The organism is Porphyrobacter sp. MBR-49 (assembly GCF_053628655.1).
Map to the genome: position 1 here is coordinate 1 of NZ_JBRJGU010000006.1, position 16049 is coordinate 16049.

Annotated in this window: 16 protein-coding genes; 10 read left to right on the top strand and 6 right to left on the bottom strand. The window is 61.3% G+C overall.

The window, feature by feature from the left end; translation table 11 throughout:
- Positions 1-729 precede the first annotated feature (729 nt).
- The 3 genes from ribB to ACSSV3_RS09350 all read left to right on the top strand — a co-directional run bounded on the left by ribB (position 730) and on the right by ACSSV3_RS09350 (position 3448).
- Positions 730-1977, top strand: a complete 1248-nt coding sequence (gene ribB, locus ACSSV3_RS09340) for a 3,4-dihydroxy-2-butanone-4-phosphate synthase (protein WP_354324960.1) — start codon at positions 730-732, stop codon at positions 1975-1977.
- Positions 1978-1983: 6 nt separating this feature from the next.
- Positions 1984-2406 carry a 6,7-dimethyl-8-ribityllumazine synthase gene (gene ribH / locus ACSSV3_RS09345; protein WP_354324958.1) on the top strand — a complete coding sequence of 141 codons (423 nt, stop codon included), beginning with the start codon at positions 1984-1986 and terminating at the stop codon, positions 2404-2406.
- Between the two features lie 514 nt (positions 2407-2920).
- A complete protein-coding gene (locus ACSSV3_RS09350) occupies positions 2921-3448 on the top strand; it encodes a MarR family winged helix-turn-helix transcriptional regulator (protein WP_354324956.1) in 528 nt (175 codons plus the stop codon).
- Between the two features lie 13 nt (positions 3449-3461).
- On the opposite strand, the gene eno is transcribed toward ACSSV3_RS09350, so the two are convergent.
- Positions 3462-4748: a phosphopyruvate hydratase gene (gene eno, locus ACSSV3_RS09355; RefSeq protein WP_354324954.1), complete on the bottom strand. Its 1287-nt coding sequence runs from the start codon at positions 4746-4748 to the stop codon at positions 3462-3464.
- 156 nt (positions 4749-4904) lie between these two features.
- Between eno and ACSSV3_RS09360 the strand changes: the two genes are divergently transcribed.
- The 5 genes from ACSSV3_RS09360 to ACSSV3_RS09380 all read left to right on the top strand — a co-directional run bounded on the left by ACSSV3_RS09360 (position 4905) and on the right by ACSSV3_RS09380 (position 7223).
- Entirely contained in the window at positions 4905-5540 is a 636-nt protein-coding gene (locus ACSSV3_RS09360; RefSeq protein WP_354324952.1) for a hypothetical protein, read from the top strand.
- Positions 5541-5569: 29 nt separating this feature from the next.
- Positions 5570-6004, top strand: a complete 435-nt coding sequence (locus tag ACSSV3_RS09365; RefSeq protein WP_354324950.1) for a phage holin family protein — start codon at positions 5570-5572, stop codon at positions 6002-6004.
- The gene (locus ACSSV3_RS09370) at positions 6001-6366 is read left to right on the top strand and encodes a hypothetical protein (protein WP_354324948.1); all 366 of its coding nucleotides are present in this window, start codon (positions 6001-6003) and stop codon (positions 6364-6366) included. Before ACSSV3_RS09365 ends, ACSSV3_RS09370 begins: the two co-directional genes overlap by 4 nt.
- Entirely contained in the window at positions 6363-6908 is a 546-nt protein-coding gene (locus ACSSV3_RS09375; RefSeq protein ID WP_354324946.1) for a hypothetical protein, read from the top strand. Before ACSSV3_RS09370 ends, ACSSV3_RS09375 begins: the two co-directional genes overlap by 4 nt.
- 84 nt (positions 6909-6992) lie before the next feature.
- Positions 6993-7223: a DUF4170 domain-containing protein gene (locus tag ACSSV3_RS09380; protein WP_354324944.1), complete on the top strand. Its 231-nt coding sequence runs from the start codon at positions 6993-6995 to the stop codon at positions 7221-7223.
- A 138-nt stretch (positions 7224-7361) separates the two neighbouring features.
- Here the strand turns inward: ACSSV3_RS09380 and greA are convergent, their stop codons facing one another.
- From greA to carA, 5 genes are all read right to left on the bottom strand, one after another.
- On the bottom strand, positions 7362-7838 hold the full coding sequence (gene greA, locus ACSSV3_RS09385; RefSeq protein ID WP_354324942.1) for a transcription elongation factor GreA: 477 nt from the start codon (positions 7836-7838) through the stop codon (positions 7362-7364).
- Between the two features lie 116 nt (positions 7839-7954).
- Positions 7955-11281 (bottom strand): carbamoyl-phosphate synthase large subunit, encoded by a 3327-nt coding sequence (gene carB / locus ACSSV3_RS09390; RefSeq protein WP_354324940.1) that lies wholly within the window; start codon positions 11279-11281, stop codon positions 7955-7957.
- The gene (locus ACSSV3_RS09395) at positions 11281-11646 is read right to left on the bottom strand and encodes a hypothetical protein (protein ID WP_354324938.1); all 366 of its coding nucleotides are present in this window, start codon (positions 11644-11646) and stop codon (positions 11281-11283) included. Before ACSSV3_RS09395 ends, carB begins: the two co-directional genes overlap by 1 nt.
- Positions 11643-12020 carry a hypothetical protein gene (locus tag ACSSV3_RS09400; protein WP_354324937.1) on the bottom strand — a complete coding sequence of 126 codons (378 nt, stop codon included), beginning with the start codon at positions 12018-12020 and terminating at the stop codon, positions 11643-11645. Before ACSSV3_RS09400 ends, ACSSV3_RS09395 begins: the two co-directional genes overlap by 4 nt.
- A gap of 32 nt (positions 12021-12052) precedes the next feature.
- Complete coding sequence (gene carA, locus ACSSV3_RS09405; protein WP_354324936.1) at positions 12053-13336, bottom strand: glutamine-hydrolyzing carbamoyl-phosphate synthase small subunit; 1284 nt, start codon at positions 13334-13336, stop codon at positions 12053-12055.
- 143 nt (positions 13337-13479) lie between these two features.
- Here carA and ACSSV3_RS09410 point away from each other — a divergent pair, with 143 nt between their 5' ends.
- Positions 13480-13932 carry a GatB/YqeY domain-containing protein gene (locus ACSSV3_RS09410; RefSeq protein ID WP_354324935.1) on the top strand — a complete coding sequence of 151 codons (453 nt, stop codon included), beginning with the start codon at positions 13480-13482 and terminating at the stop codon, positions 13930-13932.
- A 181-nt stretch (positions 13933-14113) separates the two neighbouring features.
- Positions 14114-15973 (top strand): DNA primase, encoded by a 1860-nt coding sequence (gene dnaG / locus ACSSV3_RS09415; protein WP_354324933.1) that lies wholly within the window; start codon positions 14114-14116, stop codon positions 15971-15973.
- The last annotated feature ends 76 nt before the right edge of the window (positions 15974-16049 follow it).

The following is a 16049-nucleotide window of genomic DNA, read 5'->3' on the forward strand; positions in this document are numbered from 1 at the left end:
CCAGCCATCCAAAGCCCTTCGTCTGGAAGGCGGACCCCGACGAAATCATCGCCGCACGTAACCGGGGGTTCCAAACGTTGGAGTCAATCCACTAGGCGCGGTGATGCTTGTTCTAATTCTCAGAGAGCAACACGAGTGGTCACTACTACCGGAAAGGCTGTTTGCAGATCGACCGAGTGTGCCGTCTGTCCTTCCAACAGGAGGCTGGATTGTTCGCTTTCAGAATCTATCCAATCGCAGATCATGGCCAGTTCAAACCGGCTTACTTATTGTTCATGGTGCTGCGCTGTGGCTTTTAACTCCTCGCTCACTTGATGCCAGCATCACGCATTGGTTCTTTTTCGCGTGTATCGGTTTCGGATTTTTGGGATTGATTTACGGATCGGTTTGGAAATATCGGCAGGCCACCTAAGCAATATCCCATAATGGCCGCTTCCAAGTGCCATCTTCCCCCCAACGGCGAAGGGTGGCGGCCACATCGATTATATCGGCACACGACAAGCGGCCCGCCTCAATATCCGGAAGCACCATCACCTCAACGAACAAGTCAAACGATCCGAACATATACGCCTCGCTTACCCTGACCGCGCCCATGCGTTTATTTAGTACCGAGCGCCGTCCGCAGATTCTCCGTTGTCGGTGCTGGCGTTGCCCCTACCGTAGGGATACCGACCGTGCAATGTGTCACGCCATACTTGCAATCACATTTCACTGTGATACTAACATGGCATGAACACATCATCTATCACACGCGTGCGTGAACTCGTCACATCCGGTGCAATGACTAAGGCCGGGCTCGCCCGTGCCGCTGGTCTCCACGCCAACACCCTGCGTGATTGCACCGAGGATACGTGGAACCCCACCGCCGAAACCCTCGCCAAGCTTGAAGGCTTTCTTATCGCGAATGACGAACGCCCCGTGCTCGCCAGCATCGAGGAAATCATCGATGAGGCGCGGAACGGGCGGATGTATATCCTCGTCGACGATGAAGACCGCGAAAATGAAGGCGATCTGATCATCCCCGCGCAGATGGCGACCCCGCAGGCGATCAACTTCATGGCCACGCATGGCCGCGGGCTGATCTGCTTGGCGCTTGCCAAGGCACGTGTCGATCACCTCAACCTGCAACCGATGAGCCGCAACAACAAGGAATCGATGCAGACCGCCTTCACCATCTCGATCGAGGCAAAGGAAGGCGTGACCACCGGCATTTCGGCGGCTGACCGTGCGCGCACCATTTCGGTTGCGATTGATGCTGCCAAGGGGCCTGACGATCTTGTGACACCGGGACACGTTTTTCCGCTGATGGCACGCGAAGGTGGAACGCTGGTGCGCGCCGGGCATACCGAGGCAGCGGTCGATATTTCACGGCTGGCCGGGCTCAACCCTTCGGGCGTGATCTGCGAGATCATGAACGAGGATGGGACGATGGCCCGGCTCGATGATCTGGTGACATTCGCCCGGCGGCATGATCTCAAGATCGGCACGATCCGCGATCTGATCGCCTACCGGATGCGCAATGATCATCTGGTTGAGCGGTTGAACGAACGCGCTTTCACCTCAGATTACGGCGGCCAGTGGCGCATGATCACCTATCGCGACCGGGTGGCCGGTAATGAGGCCTACGTTCTGCAAAAAGGCCACGTCGTGCCTGGCGAACCCACCCTCGCCCGCGTTCACCCGATTTCGGTGTTTGACGATGTGCTGGGCCAGCCCGGCCCGCGAAAACGCACGCTGCAACGCGCGATGCAAGCGATTGGAGAGCATGGCTCGGGCGTAATCGTGATCCTGACTGGGCGCGTGGGCACTGGCGAATGGCAGCACGACGAGGAACTGCGCAATATCGGTATCGGTTCGCAAATCCTTGTTGATCTGGGCGTCAGCGACATGGTGCTGTTATCGAACAGTCGCCCTGATCTCGTTGCGCTTGAAGGTTATGGCCTTACCATCACCAGTCACCAACCCATTCCGGAGTAAGCTTGCATGGCCCGTATCCTGATCGTCGAAGCACGGTTCTACGCACACCTTAACGATATGCTGATTGCCGGGGCCAAGGCCGCGTTGGCGGGTGCCGGGCATGAGGTCGAGGTGCTGACTGTGCCCGGAGCGCTGGAAATCCCCGGCGCCATCGCAATGGCTGCGGAAAGCGGCGGATATGACGGCTTTGTTGCCATCGGCGTTGTGATCCGGGGTGAAACCTATCACTTCGAAATCGTCGCCGGTGAAAGCGCCCGCGCGATCATGGCCTTGACGATGGACGGGATTGCCATCGGCAACGGCATTCTGACGGTGGAAAACGAGGCACAGGCGCTCGAACGCGCTGACCCTGCGCAAAAGAACAAGGGCGGCGAGGCGGCCAAGGCGGCACTTGCGTTGCTCCAGTTGCAAAAGCGGTTCGGGCATTGAAGCGCTGACCCGTAGGGTTCTGGTTTCACGGACATAAACTGTCCCATTTTGACCGACTACGTAGTTTCCCTCTGTTGATTTCCGTAAGCTATTAACGCGATACCCGACCAGATTAAGCTGTTGCTCGCCGGTCGCACGGGATAGCAGTTACGTGCAGCCAGCTTCAGGATATCACAGTGACAAATGACAAAGCCGCGTTATAGGAGCAACCCGACCTGCATCACATTATCGCCAAACTGGAAAAACAGCTCACCGAGCTAGATCGGATGGGTGCTCTTATTGGTGCCGCGCATCTCGATGCGGCGATCCAGCACCTCAGACTTGGACAAACGCGGCGATCAGTGCTATAGATTTAGTCCCAATAAAATCGGGGTCTTACAGGGCCAGATTTACGGCGGGAAAAGAACGCAATGCGTATTTCCCCTTAAAGCCAAGCACGGCTAGCCACGCTAGCTCTGATCCGTGTTCCAACGTAGTTCTTTTGCTTCAACGGCTCCGGCACGGAGACTGGCATATGGATAACCCCATAGCGCCTGACAGCGTCGATTCTGATGGATCGGTCACCGCCGTTTCGGCTTTCAGATTGCAACCGCTGGCAGATGAGCTGGTGGCAATTGCCGCAAGGTTGCGTGATGTGGCTGACTCCGCCCCGGAGGCAGGCACTACGCCGGCCAGCGCACAGGATCGTGCGCCGCGTTCGGATCGTCGCCATCTCGTGCTGGCCCGGAAAACCTATAGCCTGCGCCGCAAACGCGCCGTGATTTTCGGCAACCCCGAATTATTCGGTGAACCGGCCTGGGATATTCTGCTCGACCTCTTCATCGCGCAGGCAGAGGGCAAGCCGGTTTCGGTTTCGAGCGCGTGCATCGGATCAGCTGCGCCAGCGACCACTGGGCTCCGTTGGCTCGGGGTGCTTGCCGATGAAGGGCTGATCGTGCGTGAGAATGACTCCGGGGACAACCGCCGCGTGCTGGTGCGGCTGAGCAACACCGGCGTTAAGGCGATGGAACGGTTTTTTGACGCGGTTGAGGCGAGCCTGTAAGCCCTCCCCGAAGTCAGCACCGCCCGCCGAAACAGCCCTTGCCCGCAAATGCTGCGCTGTCGCCCAGTTCTTCCTCGATGCGGATCAACTGGTTGTACTTGGCAAGCCGATCCGAGCGCGCCAGCGATCCCGTCTTGATCTGTCCGCAATTGGTTGCCACCGCGAGGTCAGCGATGGTCGCGTCTTCGGTCTCACCCGAACGGTGGCTCATCACGCAGGTGTATCGCGCGCGGTGCGCCATATCGACCGCCGCGAGCGTCTCGGTCAGCGTCCCGATCTGATTGACCTTGACCAGCAGCGAATTGGCGAGACCCTTGGCGATACCATCAGACAGGCGCGCGGGATTGGTGACGAACAGATCATCCCCCACCAGCTGAACCTTGTCGCCAATCTTGGCAGTCAGCGCCGCCCAGCCTGCGAAATCATCCTCGCTCATGCCGTCTTCAATCGAACGAATCGGGTAATCGTCACACAGCTTGGCAAGGTAATCGGCCATTTCTTCACCCGACAGGCTCAGCCCCTCGCCCGAGATTTCATAGCGGCCGTTTTTGAAGAACTCGGTGGCCGCGCAATCCAGCGCCAGCACCATGTCCTCACCCGGGGTAAACCCGGCCTTGGTGATCGATTCCATGATGAAATCAAGCGCCGCACGGGTGCTGGCGAGATCGGGCGCGAACCCGCCTTCGTCGCCAACGCTGGTAGCCAGGCCTTTTTGTGCGAGGCCTTTTTTCAACGTGTGGAACACTTCCGAGCCCCACCGCACGGCTTCGGCGATGCTGTCCGCACCGACCGGCATGATCATGAATTCCTGAATGTCGATCGGGTTGTCGGCGTGTTCGCCGCCATTGATGATGTTCATCATCGGCACCGGCAGCAGGTGAGCAGACACACCGCCAAGGTAGGAATAGAGCGGCAGGCCGCGCGCATTGGCCGCCGCCTTGGCGACTGCCAGACTGGTGCCAAGGATGGCATTGGCACCAAGCCGCGCCTTGTTGTGCGTGCCGTCGAGAGCGATCAGCGCAAGGTCGACATCGCGTTGATCCTCGGCATCGAAATTGTCGATCAGCAGGTCGCGGATTTCACTGTTGACCGCTTCGACCGCCTTCAACACGCCCTTGCCGAGATAACGCGCAGCATCGCCGTCGCGCAGTTCAACCGCTTCGTGCGCCCCGGTCGAGGCACCCGATGGCACCGCAGCGCGCCCAAAACTGCCGTCTTCCAGCAGCACATCAACCTCAACGGTAGGGTTTCCGCGGCTGTCGAGAATCTCGCGTCCGTGCAGGTCGATGATGGCGGTCATGTTTGGCTCCGGCAGGAATGTGTTGTAGAATGATAAGACACTTTGCACGGCATGATTCTGCGATTTGCCGCGCGTATGAAGCCCCTAAGCGCCTGATCGAAAGGGCGCAAGCGGGCGGCGCTGAGCAGCAGGACGAAATGGAGATTGGACAACCTTATGGCTGATACGACCCCTCAGAAACCGACTGACCCGAAATCGACCGCCGCGAAGGCGCGCAAGACCCCGGCTAGCCCGGCCAAAGGCGGCGCTACCAAGGCCAAGGGCCCGACCAAGGCGGCACCGCTCAAAACCGCGGCCACCGCCAAAAGCGCTGCCCCGGCTGCTGAAGCGAAAAGCCGTTTCAACGCCGCGCTCGAAGAAGCAAAGGCTGGCGCTGCTGCCCTGCGTGCCGAGGCCGAAACCCGGCTCAGCACTGTCGGCGAACAGGCCAAGGGCAAAGGCACCGATCTGGCCGCCGAGGCCAAGCACTATAGCGAACAGGCACTGAGCAAGGCGGGCGAATTGGCGGTCGAAGGCAAAAAGACCGCCAGCGATGCTATCGCCTCGATCGGCAAAGTGGTGGGCGATAGCGCGGTGCAGATCGACGAGAAGCTGGGCGAACAATATGGCGATTATGCCCGCAAGGCCTCGCGCACACTGGCTGAAACCTCGGCCAAGCTCGAAGCCAAAAGCGTTGAGGAACTGGGCGAAGATGCCCGTGAAATGGTGCGCAAAAGCCCCGGCGTGGCGGTGGGCATTGCCGCCGTGGTCGGTTTTTTCATCGCCCGGCTGTTTCGCGGAAAGCGGGGCTGATCGCGGGTTGGTGCTGGCGGTAGCAGGTCATGGACAATCCCGAACCCGGCCCGCTGCCTTCGCCACAGGATGATAGCGCTGATCCGGCCACAAGCCCGGACGGCGATCCCGGCGAAGACAGTAACAGTTTCGACAGCCTGCGCGATGACATCACCGCGCTGGTCGATGACGCGCGCACCTATGCCGAAGCGGAAATCGTCTTCCAGAAAACCCGCGCTGGTCTGGCGAGCCGAAAAACGGCCCGGGCGCTGGCGCTGTTGGTGCTGGCATTGGTGCTGCTCCACATCGCCCTGATCGCGCTGGCCGTGGGCGCGGTGATCGCGCTGGCTCCGCTGGTGACGATCTGGGGCGCGATTGCGATTGTCGTCGGGGTGCTGCTGGCAGGCGTTGCTGCGCTGGTATGGGCCGCGCGCGGCAATGGCAAGGCCGTGGCGGCGATGTTCGTATCGGACGGTGGCGCATGACCGACCTACCCGATCGCTACATCGAAGACCGCGCGCTGCGCGATGCCGCCCGCGCTGTGGTGCTTGCGGATATTGAGCGGCTGCGCGCCAGTATTGGTGAAGAAGGGATCGCCAGTCGCGTGTCATCGGGGGTCAGTTCGACCATTTCTGGCCGCATCCGGGCCGGCGCGCGCGATGTGCTGGCACAGGCCACGGCGCAAGCCAGCGATCACAAGGGCGCGCTGGCGCTGCTGCTGGGCGCGATCATCCTGTGGTTTTCGCGCGGGCCGATCCTCGATTGGCTCGACGATTTTAACAGCTCAGACGAAGACAGCGAAGCCGAGCCTGCCCCCGTGGCAGCTTCCGAAGGAGACCCCGAATGACTGATCAGCCCAGCATCCTTGCCGATAGCAAGCGCGATAGTCTGCGCGCCCGGATCGAAGCGGCCGAGCGTCGCAATGCCGAACGTTCGCTGGCTGACAATGCCCGTGCGGCGGCGACGGCTGCGGCGGATTATACCCGCGCCCATCCGCTTGCGGTGATCGGCGGCGCGCTGGCGATTGGCCTTGCGATCGGATTGCTCACCCCCCCCGGTCGCCGAGCGGTCAGCAACGCGGCGGCGAGCGCGACTTCCGGCATCAAGACCATGACGGCGCGGGGAGGATCGCAGATCGGGACATTGCTGGGAAAGGCGGCGGTCGGCTATATCATGGCGCTGATCGATGATGCGGTGCAGACCGCCCGCACCGGGCAGGAACGGGCCGGTGAGTTGGGCGATGCCGCATCGGCGCAGGCCCGCAAATTGAAGTCAGGCGCAGCGCAAGCCGCTGGTGCAGCGGCGGGAAAATCGCGCAGTCTGGCACGCGACACCCGCAGCAAGGCCGGGCGCATGGTGAACGACCTGCGCACCAAGACCAAAGGGTAGAAGCCCCCTCCCCAGCTTGCAGACTTGTCCCTGTCGCTCGAAGCGTTAAAGGGGGCACAACCTTCCTCCCCAAAGGCTGATATCATGGCAGAAACCACCCCCGACCAACGGCTCCACCTCGTGATGGGCGGCCGCGTCAAAGACCCGCGCGGGTTTGAATTCCAGGACCCGGAAAGCCTCCACGTCGTCGGCGTTTTCAGTTCTTATGACGCCGCCGTCGATGCGTGGCGCGCTCAGGCCCATCGCACCGTCGACGATGCCGAAATGAAATATGTGGTGGTGCACATCCACCGCTTGCTGACGCCGGAAGAATAAGGGCGCAGGGTTCCCCCTTGCCAATGTTTCACGTGAAACACGCTGCCCGAACGCCCCAAGAAGGGGTCTAGCATGGGTCTAACCCACCTCAACGCCCCCCAAACCCGCGCACAGGCAGGCCGCTGCGCCGACAAGCCCTCAGATGAACTCGATCTTGTCGACGTGGTAGAACCGCTCACCCGATGGCACGGTGACTTCGATATCGTCACCCACCTGCCTGCCGATCAGCGCACGCGCGAGTGGTGAGCTGTAGGAAATACGCCCCTTTTTCGCATCGGCTTCGGTCTGGCCGACGATCTGGTAACGGATCGGCTTGTCCTCTTCATCGAGCAAGGTCACGGTCGCGCCGAAGATGATCTTGTCACCCGACAGGGTCGCGGGATCGATGATCTGCGCCCGGCTGACCATGCCTTCGATTTCGCCGATCATCGCTTCGACCTGGCCCTGGCGTTCCTTGGCGGCGTGATATTCGGCGTTTTCCGAAAGATCGCCATGGGCGCGCGCCTCTTCGATGGCTTCGACGATTTTCGGGCGTTCCTCACGCAGCACCTTGAGGTCGGCAGTCAGCCGCTCATACCCCTCGGCCAGCATCGGAACCTTTTCCATCGTCGCCATCTTTCTGTTCTTTCTCTTCGTTTCTCGGACACTTGACCTGCGATAGAGAAGAAAAGCCTGTTAGCCGCCCGATCCGCACGGCTGAAGGCTCTTTCAATTTCGGGGAGCAGCGTCAGTTATTGGCTATAATAGTCCTGCATTGATCGGACTTCAAGCTGATCGGGATGGATCGCCGAAATCGCCGCCGCCACCGCCACCGATGCGGCCGCCGTGGTGTAATAGGGCACCTTGCCCGAAAGCGCCGCCATGCGGATCGATTTGCTGTCCATCAGCGATTGCCAACCTTCGGTGGTGTTGAAGATCAGGGCGATATCGCCATCGATGATCTTGTCGACGATATGCGGCTGGCCTTCGGCCACCTTGTTCACCCGTTCAACTGGCAGCCCCTGTTCGGCAAGGTAGCTTTGCGTGCCGCCGGTAGCGATGATGCGGAAGCCCTGATCGATCAATTGCCGCACCGCCGGGACAATCACGGCCTTGTCGGTGTTCTTGACCGAGACGAACACCGTGCCTGAACGCGGCGGCACCATGCCTGCGCCCAATTGCGATTTGAGGAAGGCTGCTTCGAAGCTGGTATCAATCCCCATGACCTCGCCCGTCGATTTCATTTCCGGGCTGAGCGCCGGATCAGCGCCGGGGAAGCGTGCGAACGGGAACACCGCTTCCTTCACCGCCATGTAGGGCAGATCGCGCTTGAACGGCGGGAATGCGGCGAGCTTTTCACCCGCCATTACCCGCGCGGCGATTTTCGCGACCGGCTGACCGATGGCTTTGGCGACAAACGGCACGGTGCGGCTGGCGCGCGGGTTGACCTCGATCAGGTAAACATCACCATCCTTCACTGCGAACTGGATATTCATCAGCCCAACCACGCCCAGCGCGTGCGCCAGCGCTTCGGCCTGGCGCTCCATCTCCGCGATAATTTCCGGCGGCAGCGAATAGGGCGGCAGGGTGCAGGCGGAATCGCCCGAATGGACGCCCGCCTCCTCGATATGCTGCATCACGCCCGCGATCCGCACTTCATCGCCATCGCACAGCGCATCGACATCGCATTCGATCGCGTCGCGCAGATATTGGTCGATCAGCACCGGGCTATCCCCCGACACGTTCACCGCAGTAGCGATGTAGTTATCGAGCTGCGCTTCTGAGTCGACAATCTCCATCGCCCGCCCGCCGAGCACGTAGGATGGGCGCAGCAGCACCGGATAGCCGATGCGGGCGGCCACCGCCGCGGCCTCATCGCGGCTGCGGGCTATACCGTTATCGGGCTGGCGCAGTTTCAGCTTGTTCACCAGCTTGGCGAACCGTTCGCGGTCTTCGGCCAGATCAATCGCATCGGGCGATGTGCCAAGGATCGGGATCCCCGCATCCTCCAACGCCTGCGCCAATTTGAGCGGGGTCTGCCCGCCAAACTGCACGATCACGCCCACCAGCTCGCCATTCTGCTGTTCGACGCGCAGGATTTCGAGCACGTCTTCAGCTGTCAGTGGTTCAAAATACAGCCGGTCTGACGTGTCGTAATCGGTCGATACGGTTTCGGGGTTGCAGTTGATCATGATCGTTTCGAACCCCTGTTCCGCCAGCGCGAAACAGGCGTGAACGCAGCAGTAATCGAACTCGATCCCCTGTCCGATCCGGTTCGGCCCGCCGCCAAGGATCACGACCTTGCGCCGGTCTGACGGGGCCGCTTCGCACTCAGGCTCGCCAAAGCTGGGGGCTTCATAGGTCGAATACATATAGGGCGTGATCGCCTCGAACTCGGCGGCGCAGCTGTCGATCCGTTTGAACACCGGGGTGACGCCCAGCTTGCGGCGCAGCGCGCGCACTTCGTCCTCGCTGGTCGCGCCCGCCATGGCTTGCAGCGCATCGTGGAGCAGGCCAGACCGCTTCGCCTGCGTTTCGCCCATGCCCCCCGCCACGCCGACCGAACGCACGGCGAGTGTGGCAAGCCGCTTGTCGGAAAAGCCCATCGCCTTCAACCGCCGCAGGCCCGCCGCATCGCGCGGCAAGCCATCGGCCTGCACTTGCGCTTCGGCGGCGATGATCGCTTCGATCTGGCGCAGGAACCATGGGTCGTAAAAGGTAACGGCGGCGATGTCTTCAACGCTCATGCCTTCGCGGAACGCTTGGCCGACCTTGAGCAGCCGGTCAGGCGTGCGGCGCGACAATGCGGCGGTGATCACGTCGCGCGGCTGGCCTTCCAATTCGGGCACGCGGTTGAAGCCATCAAGCCCCGTTTCCAGCCCACGCAGCGCCTTCTGCATCGATTCGGCAAAGCTGCGGCCAATCGCCATCACCTCGCCAACCGATTTCATCGCGGTCGCCAGATCGGTCGCCGCGCCCTTGAACTTTTCAAAGGCAAAGCGCGGGATTTTGGTGACGACGTAATCGATGGTGGGTTCAAAGCTGGCAGGCGTTGCCCCGGTGATCTCGTTGGTCAGCTCATCCAGCGTATAGCCAACCGCCAGTTTCGCCGCGACGCGGGCGATGGGGAAGCCGGTGGCCTTGGACGCCAGCGCGGATGAGCGCGACACGCGCGGGTTCATCTCGATCACGATCAACCGCCCGTCCTTGGGATTGACCGCGAATTGCACGTTGGAACCGCCGGTTTCCACCCCGATTTCGCGCAGGCAAGCGATGCTCGCATTGCGCATGATCTGGTATTCCTTGTCGGTCAGCGTCAGCGCCGGGGCGACGGTGATGGAATCGCCGGTGTGCACCCCCATCGGATCGACGTTTTCGATGGCGCAAATGATGATCGCGTTATCCTTGCGGTCGCGCACCACCTCCATTTCAAACTCTTTCCACCCGAGCAGCGATTCTTCGATCAGCACTTCGGTGGTGGGCGAGGCATCGAGTCCTTCGCGCACGATCTGGTCGAATTCAGCCTTGTTATATGCAATCCCGCCGCCGGTGCCGCCAAGGGTGAAGCTGGGCCGGATGATCGATGGCAGGCCGGTGCGTTCAAGGATCACGCGCGCTTCTTCAAGCGTGTTGGCGATGCCGCTGCGTGCGCTTTCCAGCCCGATGGCAGTCATCGCATCGCGGAACCGCTGGCGGTTTTCCGCCTTGTCGATCGCGTCGGCCTTGGCCCCGATCATCTCCACGCCATATTCGGCCAGCACGCCCATTTCATCGAGCTTGAGCGCGCAGTTCAGCGCGGTCTGTCCGCCCATCGTCGGCAGCAGCGCATCGGGCCGTTCCTTGGCGATGATCTTGGCGACGATATCGGGCGTGATCGGCTCGATATAGGTGGCGTCGGCGAATTCCGGATCGGTCATGATCGTCGCCGGGTTGGAATTGACGAGGATGACGCGGTAGCCCTCCTCCTTCAACGCCTTGATCGCCTGCGTGCCGGAGTAATCGAACTCGCACGCCTGCCCGATGATGATGGGCCCGGCGCCGATGACGAGGATCGAGGAGATGTCGGTTCTTTTGGGCATTAGTCGCCTTTAAACAGTGCTACCGCGCTAACAAAAAGCGCAAAAAATGAGATCCAATCACTTCTTGGAATTGCAGATATCTTCTCTCTCCATGTCAAAGAGCGGCTGCTTTCCATAAGGTTGTCTGCCAAAGCGATCCCGTCGTCGGTAATGCGCAAGAGAGTTGCACCGGGACGATCATCGTCTCTGACGATTAATGCGAGTCCGTTAGCGTGTAGGCGACGGGCACTCGAAAGACCTTCAGAAGGTCCAAGGTCGCCAATCGCTTGGTTTAAAAGCTGCCCCACTTCCCCGGGGTTTGCTTTGAAGTGATTGCCTTTCCTAAGTGCGATCAAGAGCGCTTTGTCGTGTATATTCAGGTTCATGTCGCCCTCTCTGCAAAACCACGATACACCCAACGAATAGCCAGCCCGACGATGTACAAGAGAAGAGCAACCATAGAACCCTGCCAGGCTCCCCAGATCAGACCGCGATAAGTGGTGCAGCTAAAACGGGCTTCCCAGCCAGCTGGAGCTGGTTCATCAAACACGAAATTTGGGGGTGGCGGAGGAACTCCAGCTTCAGCTTCGCCATTATAAGCGGCGGCATCTGATAGCGTCTCTTGAACCACCCCTTCTTTTGCACATCCTGCATCGTGTTCAATTTTAGTCCTAGATTCATTTCGGTTGAAGACCGTCTGAAAATCACTCTCGGTCGATGCGAGGCCAACGAAAACAAGAATCACGAGTCCCGTCGCCACGATCCAGCTTCGCGCCCAACCCCCGAGCCGCCTCACCCCAGCCCCCCCACAAACTTCTCGAACAGGTAGAAGCTATCCTGCGGACCCGGCGAAGCTTCAGGGTGATACTGCACGGCAAAGGCCCGCTTGCCCTTGATCGCAATCCCGCAATTCGTCCCATCGAACAGTGACACATGGGTCTGCTCGACATTCTCCGGCAGGGTTGCCGCATCCACCGCAAAACCGTGGTTCATCGAGGTGATCTCGACCAGACCCGAAGTCTCCCCCCAGCCCTCGCCAACCCTCTGCACCGGATGGTTTGCGCCGCGGTGGCCCTGGTGCATCTTGATCGTCTTCGCGCCTGCCGCCAGCGCGAGCAGTTGGTGGCCCAGACAGATGCCGAAGATCGGCATGTCAGCATCCAGCAGCGCCTTGATCACCGGCACCGCATATTCCCCCGTCGCCGCCGGATCGCCGGGGCCGTTGCTGAGGAACACGCCGTCGGGTGCCAGCGCCATTACCTCGTCAAACGAGGTCTTGGCCGGCACCACCGTCACCCGCGCACCGGCCTTCACCAGATTGCGGAAAATATTGTCCTTCGCCCCGTAATCGATGGCGACCACGTGGGGTAAATCTGAACCCGTTCGTGCTGAGCCTGTCGAAGCACCGTTCTTTTCCTCAGAAGAAAAGGACGACCCTTCGACAAGCTCAGGGTGAACGGCGGTAATGGCGGGTTTTGACCAAGGTGCGCGGCCATAGCCCTTGCCCAGTTGCCACGCGCCGCCGCCCCACTGCTCTTCAGCATCGCGGGTCACACGCACCGCCAGATCCATCCCCTCAAGCCCCGGCCATTCGCAGGCGCGCTTTAGCAGCGCTTCGATATCGAACTTTCCGTCCGGCGCATGGGCGATCACCGCGTTGGGCGCGCCCGATTGGCGGATGCGGCGGGTCAGCGCGCGGGTGTCCACGCCTGAAAGGCCGATCTTGCCATTGCGGGCCATCCATTCAGCGAATTTCTCGATAGAGCGGAAACTGGAAGGCTCGGTCACGTCCTCACGCACCACGCAGCCGACTGCGCCTTCAACCTTGCTCTCCACATCTTCGGCATTGGCGCCGACATTGCCGATATGCGGGAAGGTGAAGGTGACGATCTGCGCGGCGTAGCTGGGATCGGTCATCACTTCCTGATAGCCGGTCATCGCGGTGTTGAAGCACACCTCGCCCACCGACGATCCAACCGCGCCAAACCCCCGGCCCCAGATCACCGTGCCATCGGCCAGCACAAGGCAGCCCGTCGCCCCGGAAGGTTGCGCGCGGAAAGATGCGGGGTCGGCCATTGGGGGCGCTCCGTTCCAGTAAAAAGCCAGCGATGTTGCTAAGTTTTGCCCGCTAAGCCCCCCAGCCCTCCGCGTCAACCTAGGCGTGGCAGTTGATTTGCGTTAGAGGCGCGGCGCTTCATTCCATCCACAGGAAACACGCCATGATCCGTGATGACATCAAATCCGCCACCATCGCCGCGATGAAAGCGGGCGAGAAAGACCGCACCGCCGCGCTCCGCCAGATTTCCGCAAAGATCAAGGATCGCGATATCGAGGAACGCACGTCTAACAAGCCGACCCCGGATGATGAACTGGTGGTCAGCGTGCTCCAGAAAATGGCCAAGCAGCGGCGCGAATCGATCGAGATGTATGTCGCCGGCGGGCGTGAGGAACTGGCGGCGGTGGAGCGCGCCGAACTCGCGGTGATCGAGGAATTCCTGCCGCAGATGATGAGCGAGGCCGAAACCATCGCCGCGATTGAGGCTATCAAGGCCGAAACCGGCGCTTCCACCATCAAGGATATGGGCACGGTGATGGGCGAACTCAAAGCCCGCCACGGCGCGGTGCTGGATGGCAAACTGGCGAGCGGGCTGGTGAAAGCGGCGCTTTCCTGATCTCTCATTCCGTTCGCCCTGAGCCTGTCGAAGGGCTGCTTTTCCTTTTTAGACGTCGGTTGGAAAAAGAAGGACAGTGCTTCGACAAGCTCAGCACGAACGGATGTTGTTTCCACACCGGGTGCACATGATCCTGGTGCCTCACCTCGACACGAACGGAAACGGGGATCAATAGTCGCCCATGGCCATCACCCCGCAATGGAAGGACGAACTGCGCGCGCGGATCACGCTGTCCACGCTGGTGATGCGCAGCGTCAAACTGACCCGTGCGGGGCGCGAATGGAAGGGTTGCTGCCCGTTCCACGACGAAAAGACGCCGAGTTTCTACGTCAACGATCAGAAACAGTTTTATCACTGCTTTGGCTGCGGGGCGCATGGCGATGCGATCAGCTGGATGGTCGATCACGCCGGGCTGCAATTCATGGACGCGGTCAAGGAACTGGCGGCGCAGGCCGGGATGGAAGTCCCCGCGCCCGATCCGGTACAAGCCAAACGCGCTGAACAGCGCGCCAGCCTGATCGACGTGACCGATGCCGCGCAGGCGTTCTATGTCGAAACCCTCGCCGGGCCGGGCGGCAAGGCGGCGCGCGACTATCTGGAACGGCGCGGGTTCGCACCTGCGGTATGCCGCGAATTCGGATTTGGCTGGGCACCCGATGACCGGCAGGCATTGCCCAACGCGCTCCCTCAATTCGGCGAGGATATGCTCGAAGCGGCCGGGATGCGCGCCGCCAACGAAGCGGGCGAGCATTACGACCGGTTCCGCGGTCGGGTGATGCTGCCGATCCACGATGCGCGCGGGCGGGTGATCGCGTTCGGCGGGCGGATCCTCGACAAGCGAGAAGGCGTGGCGAAATATTTGAACTCGCCCGACACCGAATTGTTCGACAAGGGCCGCACGCTCTACAACCTCCACCGCGCCGCGCCCGCTGCGCGCCAGAGCGGGCGGGTGGTGGTGGTTGAAGGCTATATGGACGTGATCGCGCTCGCCAATGCGGGGATCGCCGATGTGGTCGCCCCGCTCGGCACGGCGCTTACCGAAATGCAGCTTGAGCTGTTGTGGCGCATGGTCGATGCGCCAGTGCTGTGTTTTGACGGCGATGCGGCGGGCCAGCGCGCGGCGATGCGGGCGGTTGCGCGGGCGCTGCCGATGCTGGCACCGATGCGTTCGCTGAGCATTGTGCGGCTGCCGAGCGGGCTTGATCCCGATGATTTGCTCCGCGCGCAGGGCAAGGGCGCGATGGAACTGCTGCTCGATAACCCCGCAAGCCTGATCGAAACGCTGTGGCAGTTTGAACGCGATGCGCAGCCGCTCGCCACGCCAGAGGCGAAGGCGGGGTTGAAGGCGCGGCTGATGGCGCATGTTGAAACCATCGCTGATCCCGAGGTCAAGGGCCTCTATCGCCGCGAACTTGGCGACCGGTTTTCAGCCTTTGCCTATCCGCCGCGCGCGCCGCGCCAATCGCCCCAACCCGGCCAGCGCGGCCCGTGGCGCGGCGGTCAGCCAGTGCCGCAGCGCCTGTCTGATGATGCGCGCGCGCGGCTTTCCGGCATGATGGCGGGCGGCCAGCGCCAGGGCCTGCTCACCGCTGTCATCGCGGGGCTGACCCGCCATCCGCAAGAGATATCCCGCCATGCCGAGGCCCTGTCGCGGCTCGCCCGGCATGACCGCGAAGCCGCACCTTTGATCGAATCGCTGTTCGAACTTGCAGAAACGCTTGATTCGGACGGCGCACTCGCCATATGCAGCGCGCAAGGTCAACCTGCCCCGCCGGCAGATATCCGCTACGCCTTCCTTGATGAAGGCCATGATCCCGGCGCCGCGTGCGAGGAACTGGCTGAAGCTGTGTCGCTGCTGGTCGAAAAACCAGCCTTGGAGGCTGCGCTTGCGGCCACCATTGCCCGTTTCGACAATGATCCGGAAGGGTCGTTTGTCGAACAGACCCGTTTGCGCGCGCAGCTCAGTGCAATTGAAGAACGCCTCAAGGCCTTCGGACGCCGGAAAGCGGCTCCGCTGGCGACGGGTGAAAACACCGCCTGAACAGCGGGTATGGGATTAACGGGCGGCGCCGCGCGACCACACAGCGCGCAACCGCCGGGCAACGGATTGATATTGA

Bases quoted from the DNA above. Each gene is read 5' to 3' on its own strand.
- ribH (WP_354324958.1), top strand. From the start codon at position 1,984: ATGGCCCGTATCCTGATCGTCGAAGCACGGTTCTACGCACACCTTAAC.
- eno (WP_354324954.1), bottom strand. From the start codon at position 4,748: ATGACCGCCATCATCGACCTGCACGGACGCGAGATTCTCGACAGCCGC.
- ACSSV3_RS09370 (WP_354324948.1), top strand. From the start codon at position 6,001: ATGACCGACCTACCCGATCGCTACATCGAAGACCGCGCGCTGCGCGAT.
- carA (WP_354324936.1), bottom strand. From the start codon at position 13,336: ATGGCCGACCCCGCATCTTTCCGCGCGCAACCTTCCGGGGCGACGGGC.
- ACSSV3_RS09360 (WP_354324952.1), top strand. From the start codon at position 4,905: ATGGCTGATACGACCCCTCAGAAACCGACTGACCCGAAATCGACCGCC.
- carB (WP_354324940.1), bottom strand. From the start codon at position 11,281: ATGCCCAAAAGAACCGACATCTCCTCGATCCTCGTCATCGGCGCCGGG.
- ACSSV3_RS09395 (WP_354324938.1), bottom strand. From the start codon at position 11,646: ATGAACCTGAATATACACGACAAAGCGCTCTTGATCGCACTTAGGAAA.
- greA (WP_354324942.1), bottom strand. From the start codon at position 7,838: ATGGCGACGATGGAAAAGGTTCCGATGCTGGCCGAGGGGTATGAGCGG.
- dnaG (WP_354324933.1), top strand. From the start codon at position 14,114: ATGGCCATCACCCCGCAATGGAAGGACGAACTGCGCGCGCGGATCACG.
- ACSSV3_RS09350 (WP_354324956.1), top strand. From the start codon at position 2,921: ATGGATAACCCCATAGCGCCTGACAGCGTCGATTCTGATGGATCGGTC.
- ACSSV3_RS09375 (WP_354324946.1), top strand. From the start codon at position 6,363: ATGACTGATCAGCCCAGCATCCTTGCCGATAGCAAGCGCGATAGTCTG.
- ACSSV3_RS09365 (WP_354324950.1), top strand. From the start codon at position 5,570: ATGGACAATCCCGAACCCGGCCCGCTGCCTTCGCCACAGGATGATAGC.
- ribB (WP_354324960.1), top strand. From the start codon at position 730: ATGAACACATCATCTATCACACGCGTGCGTGAACTCGTCACATCCGGT.
- ACSSV3_RS09410 (WP_354324935.1), top strand. From the start codon at position 13,480: ATGATCCGTGATGACATCAAATCCGCCACCATCGCCGCGATGAAAGCG.
- ACSSV3_RS09380 (WP_354324944.1), top strand. From the start codon at position 6,993: ATGGCAGAAACCACCCCCGACCAACGGCTCCACCTCGTGATGGGCGGC.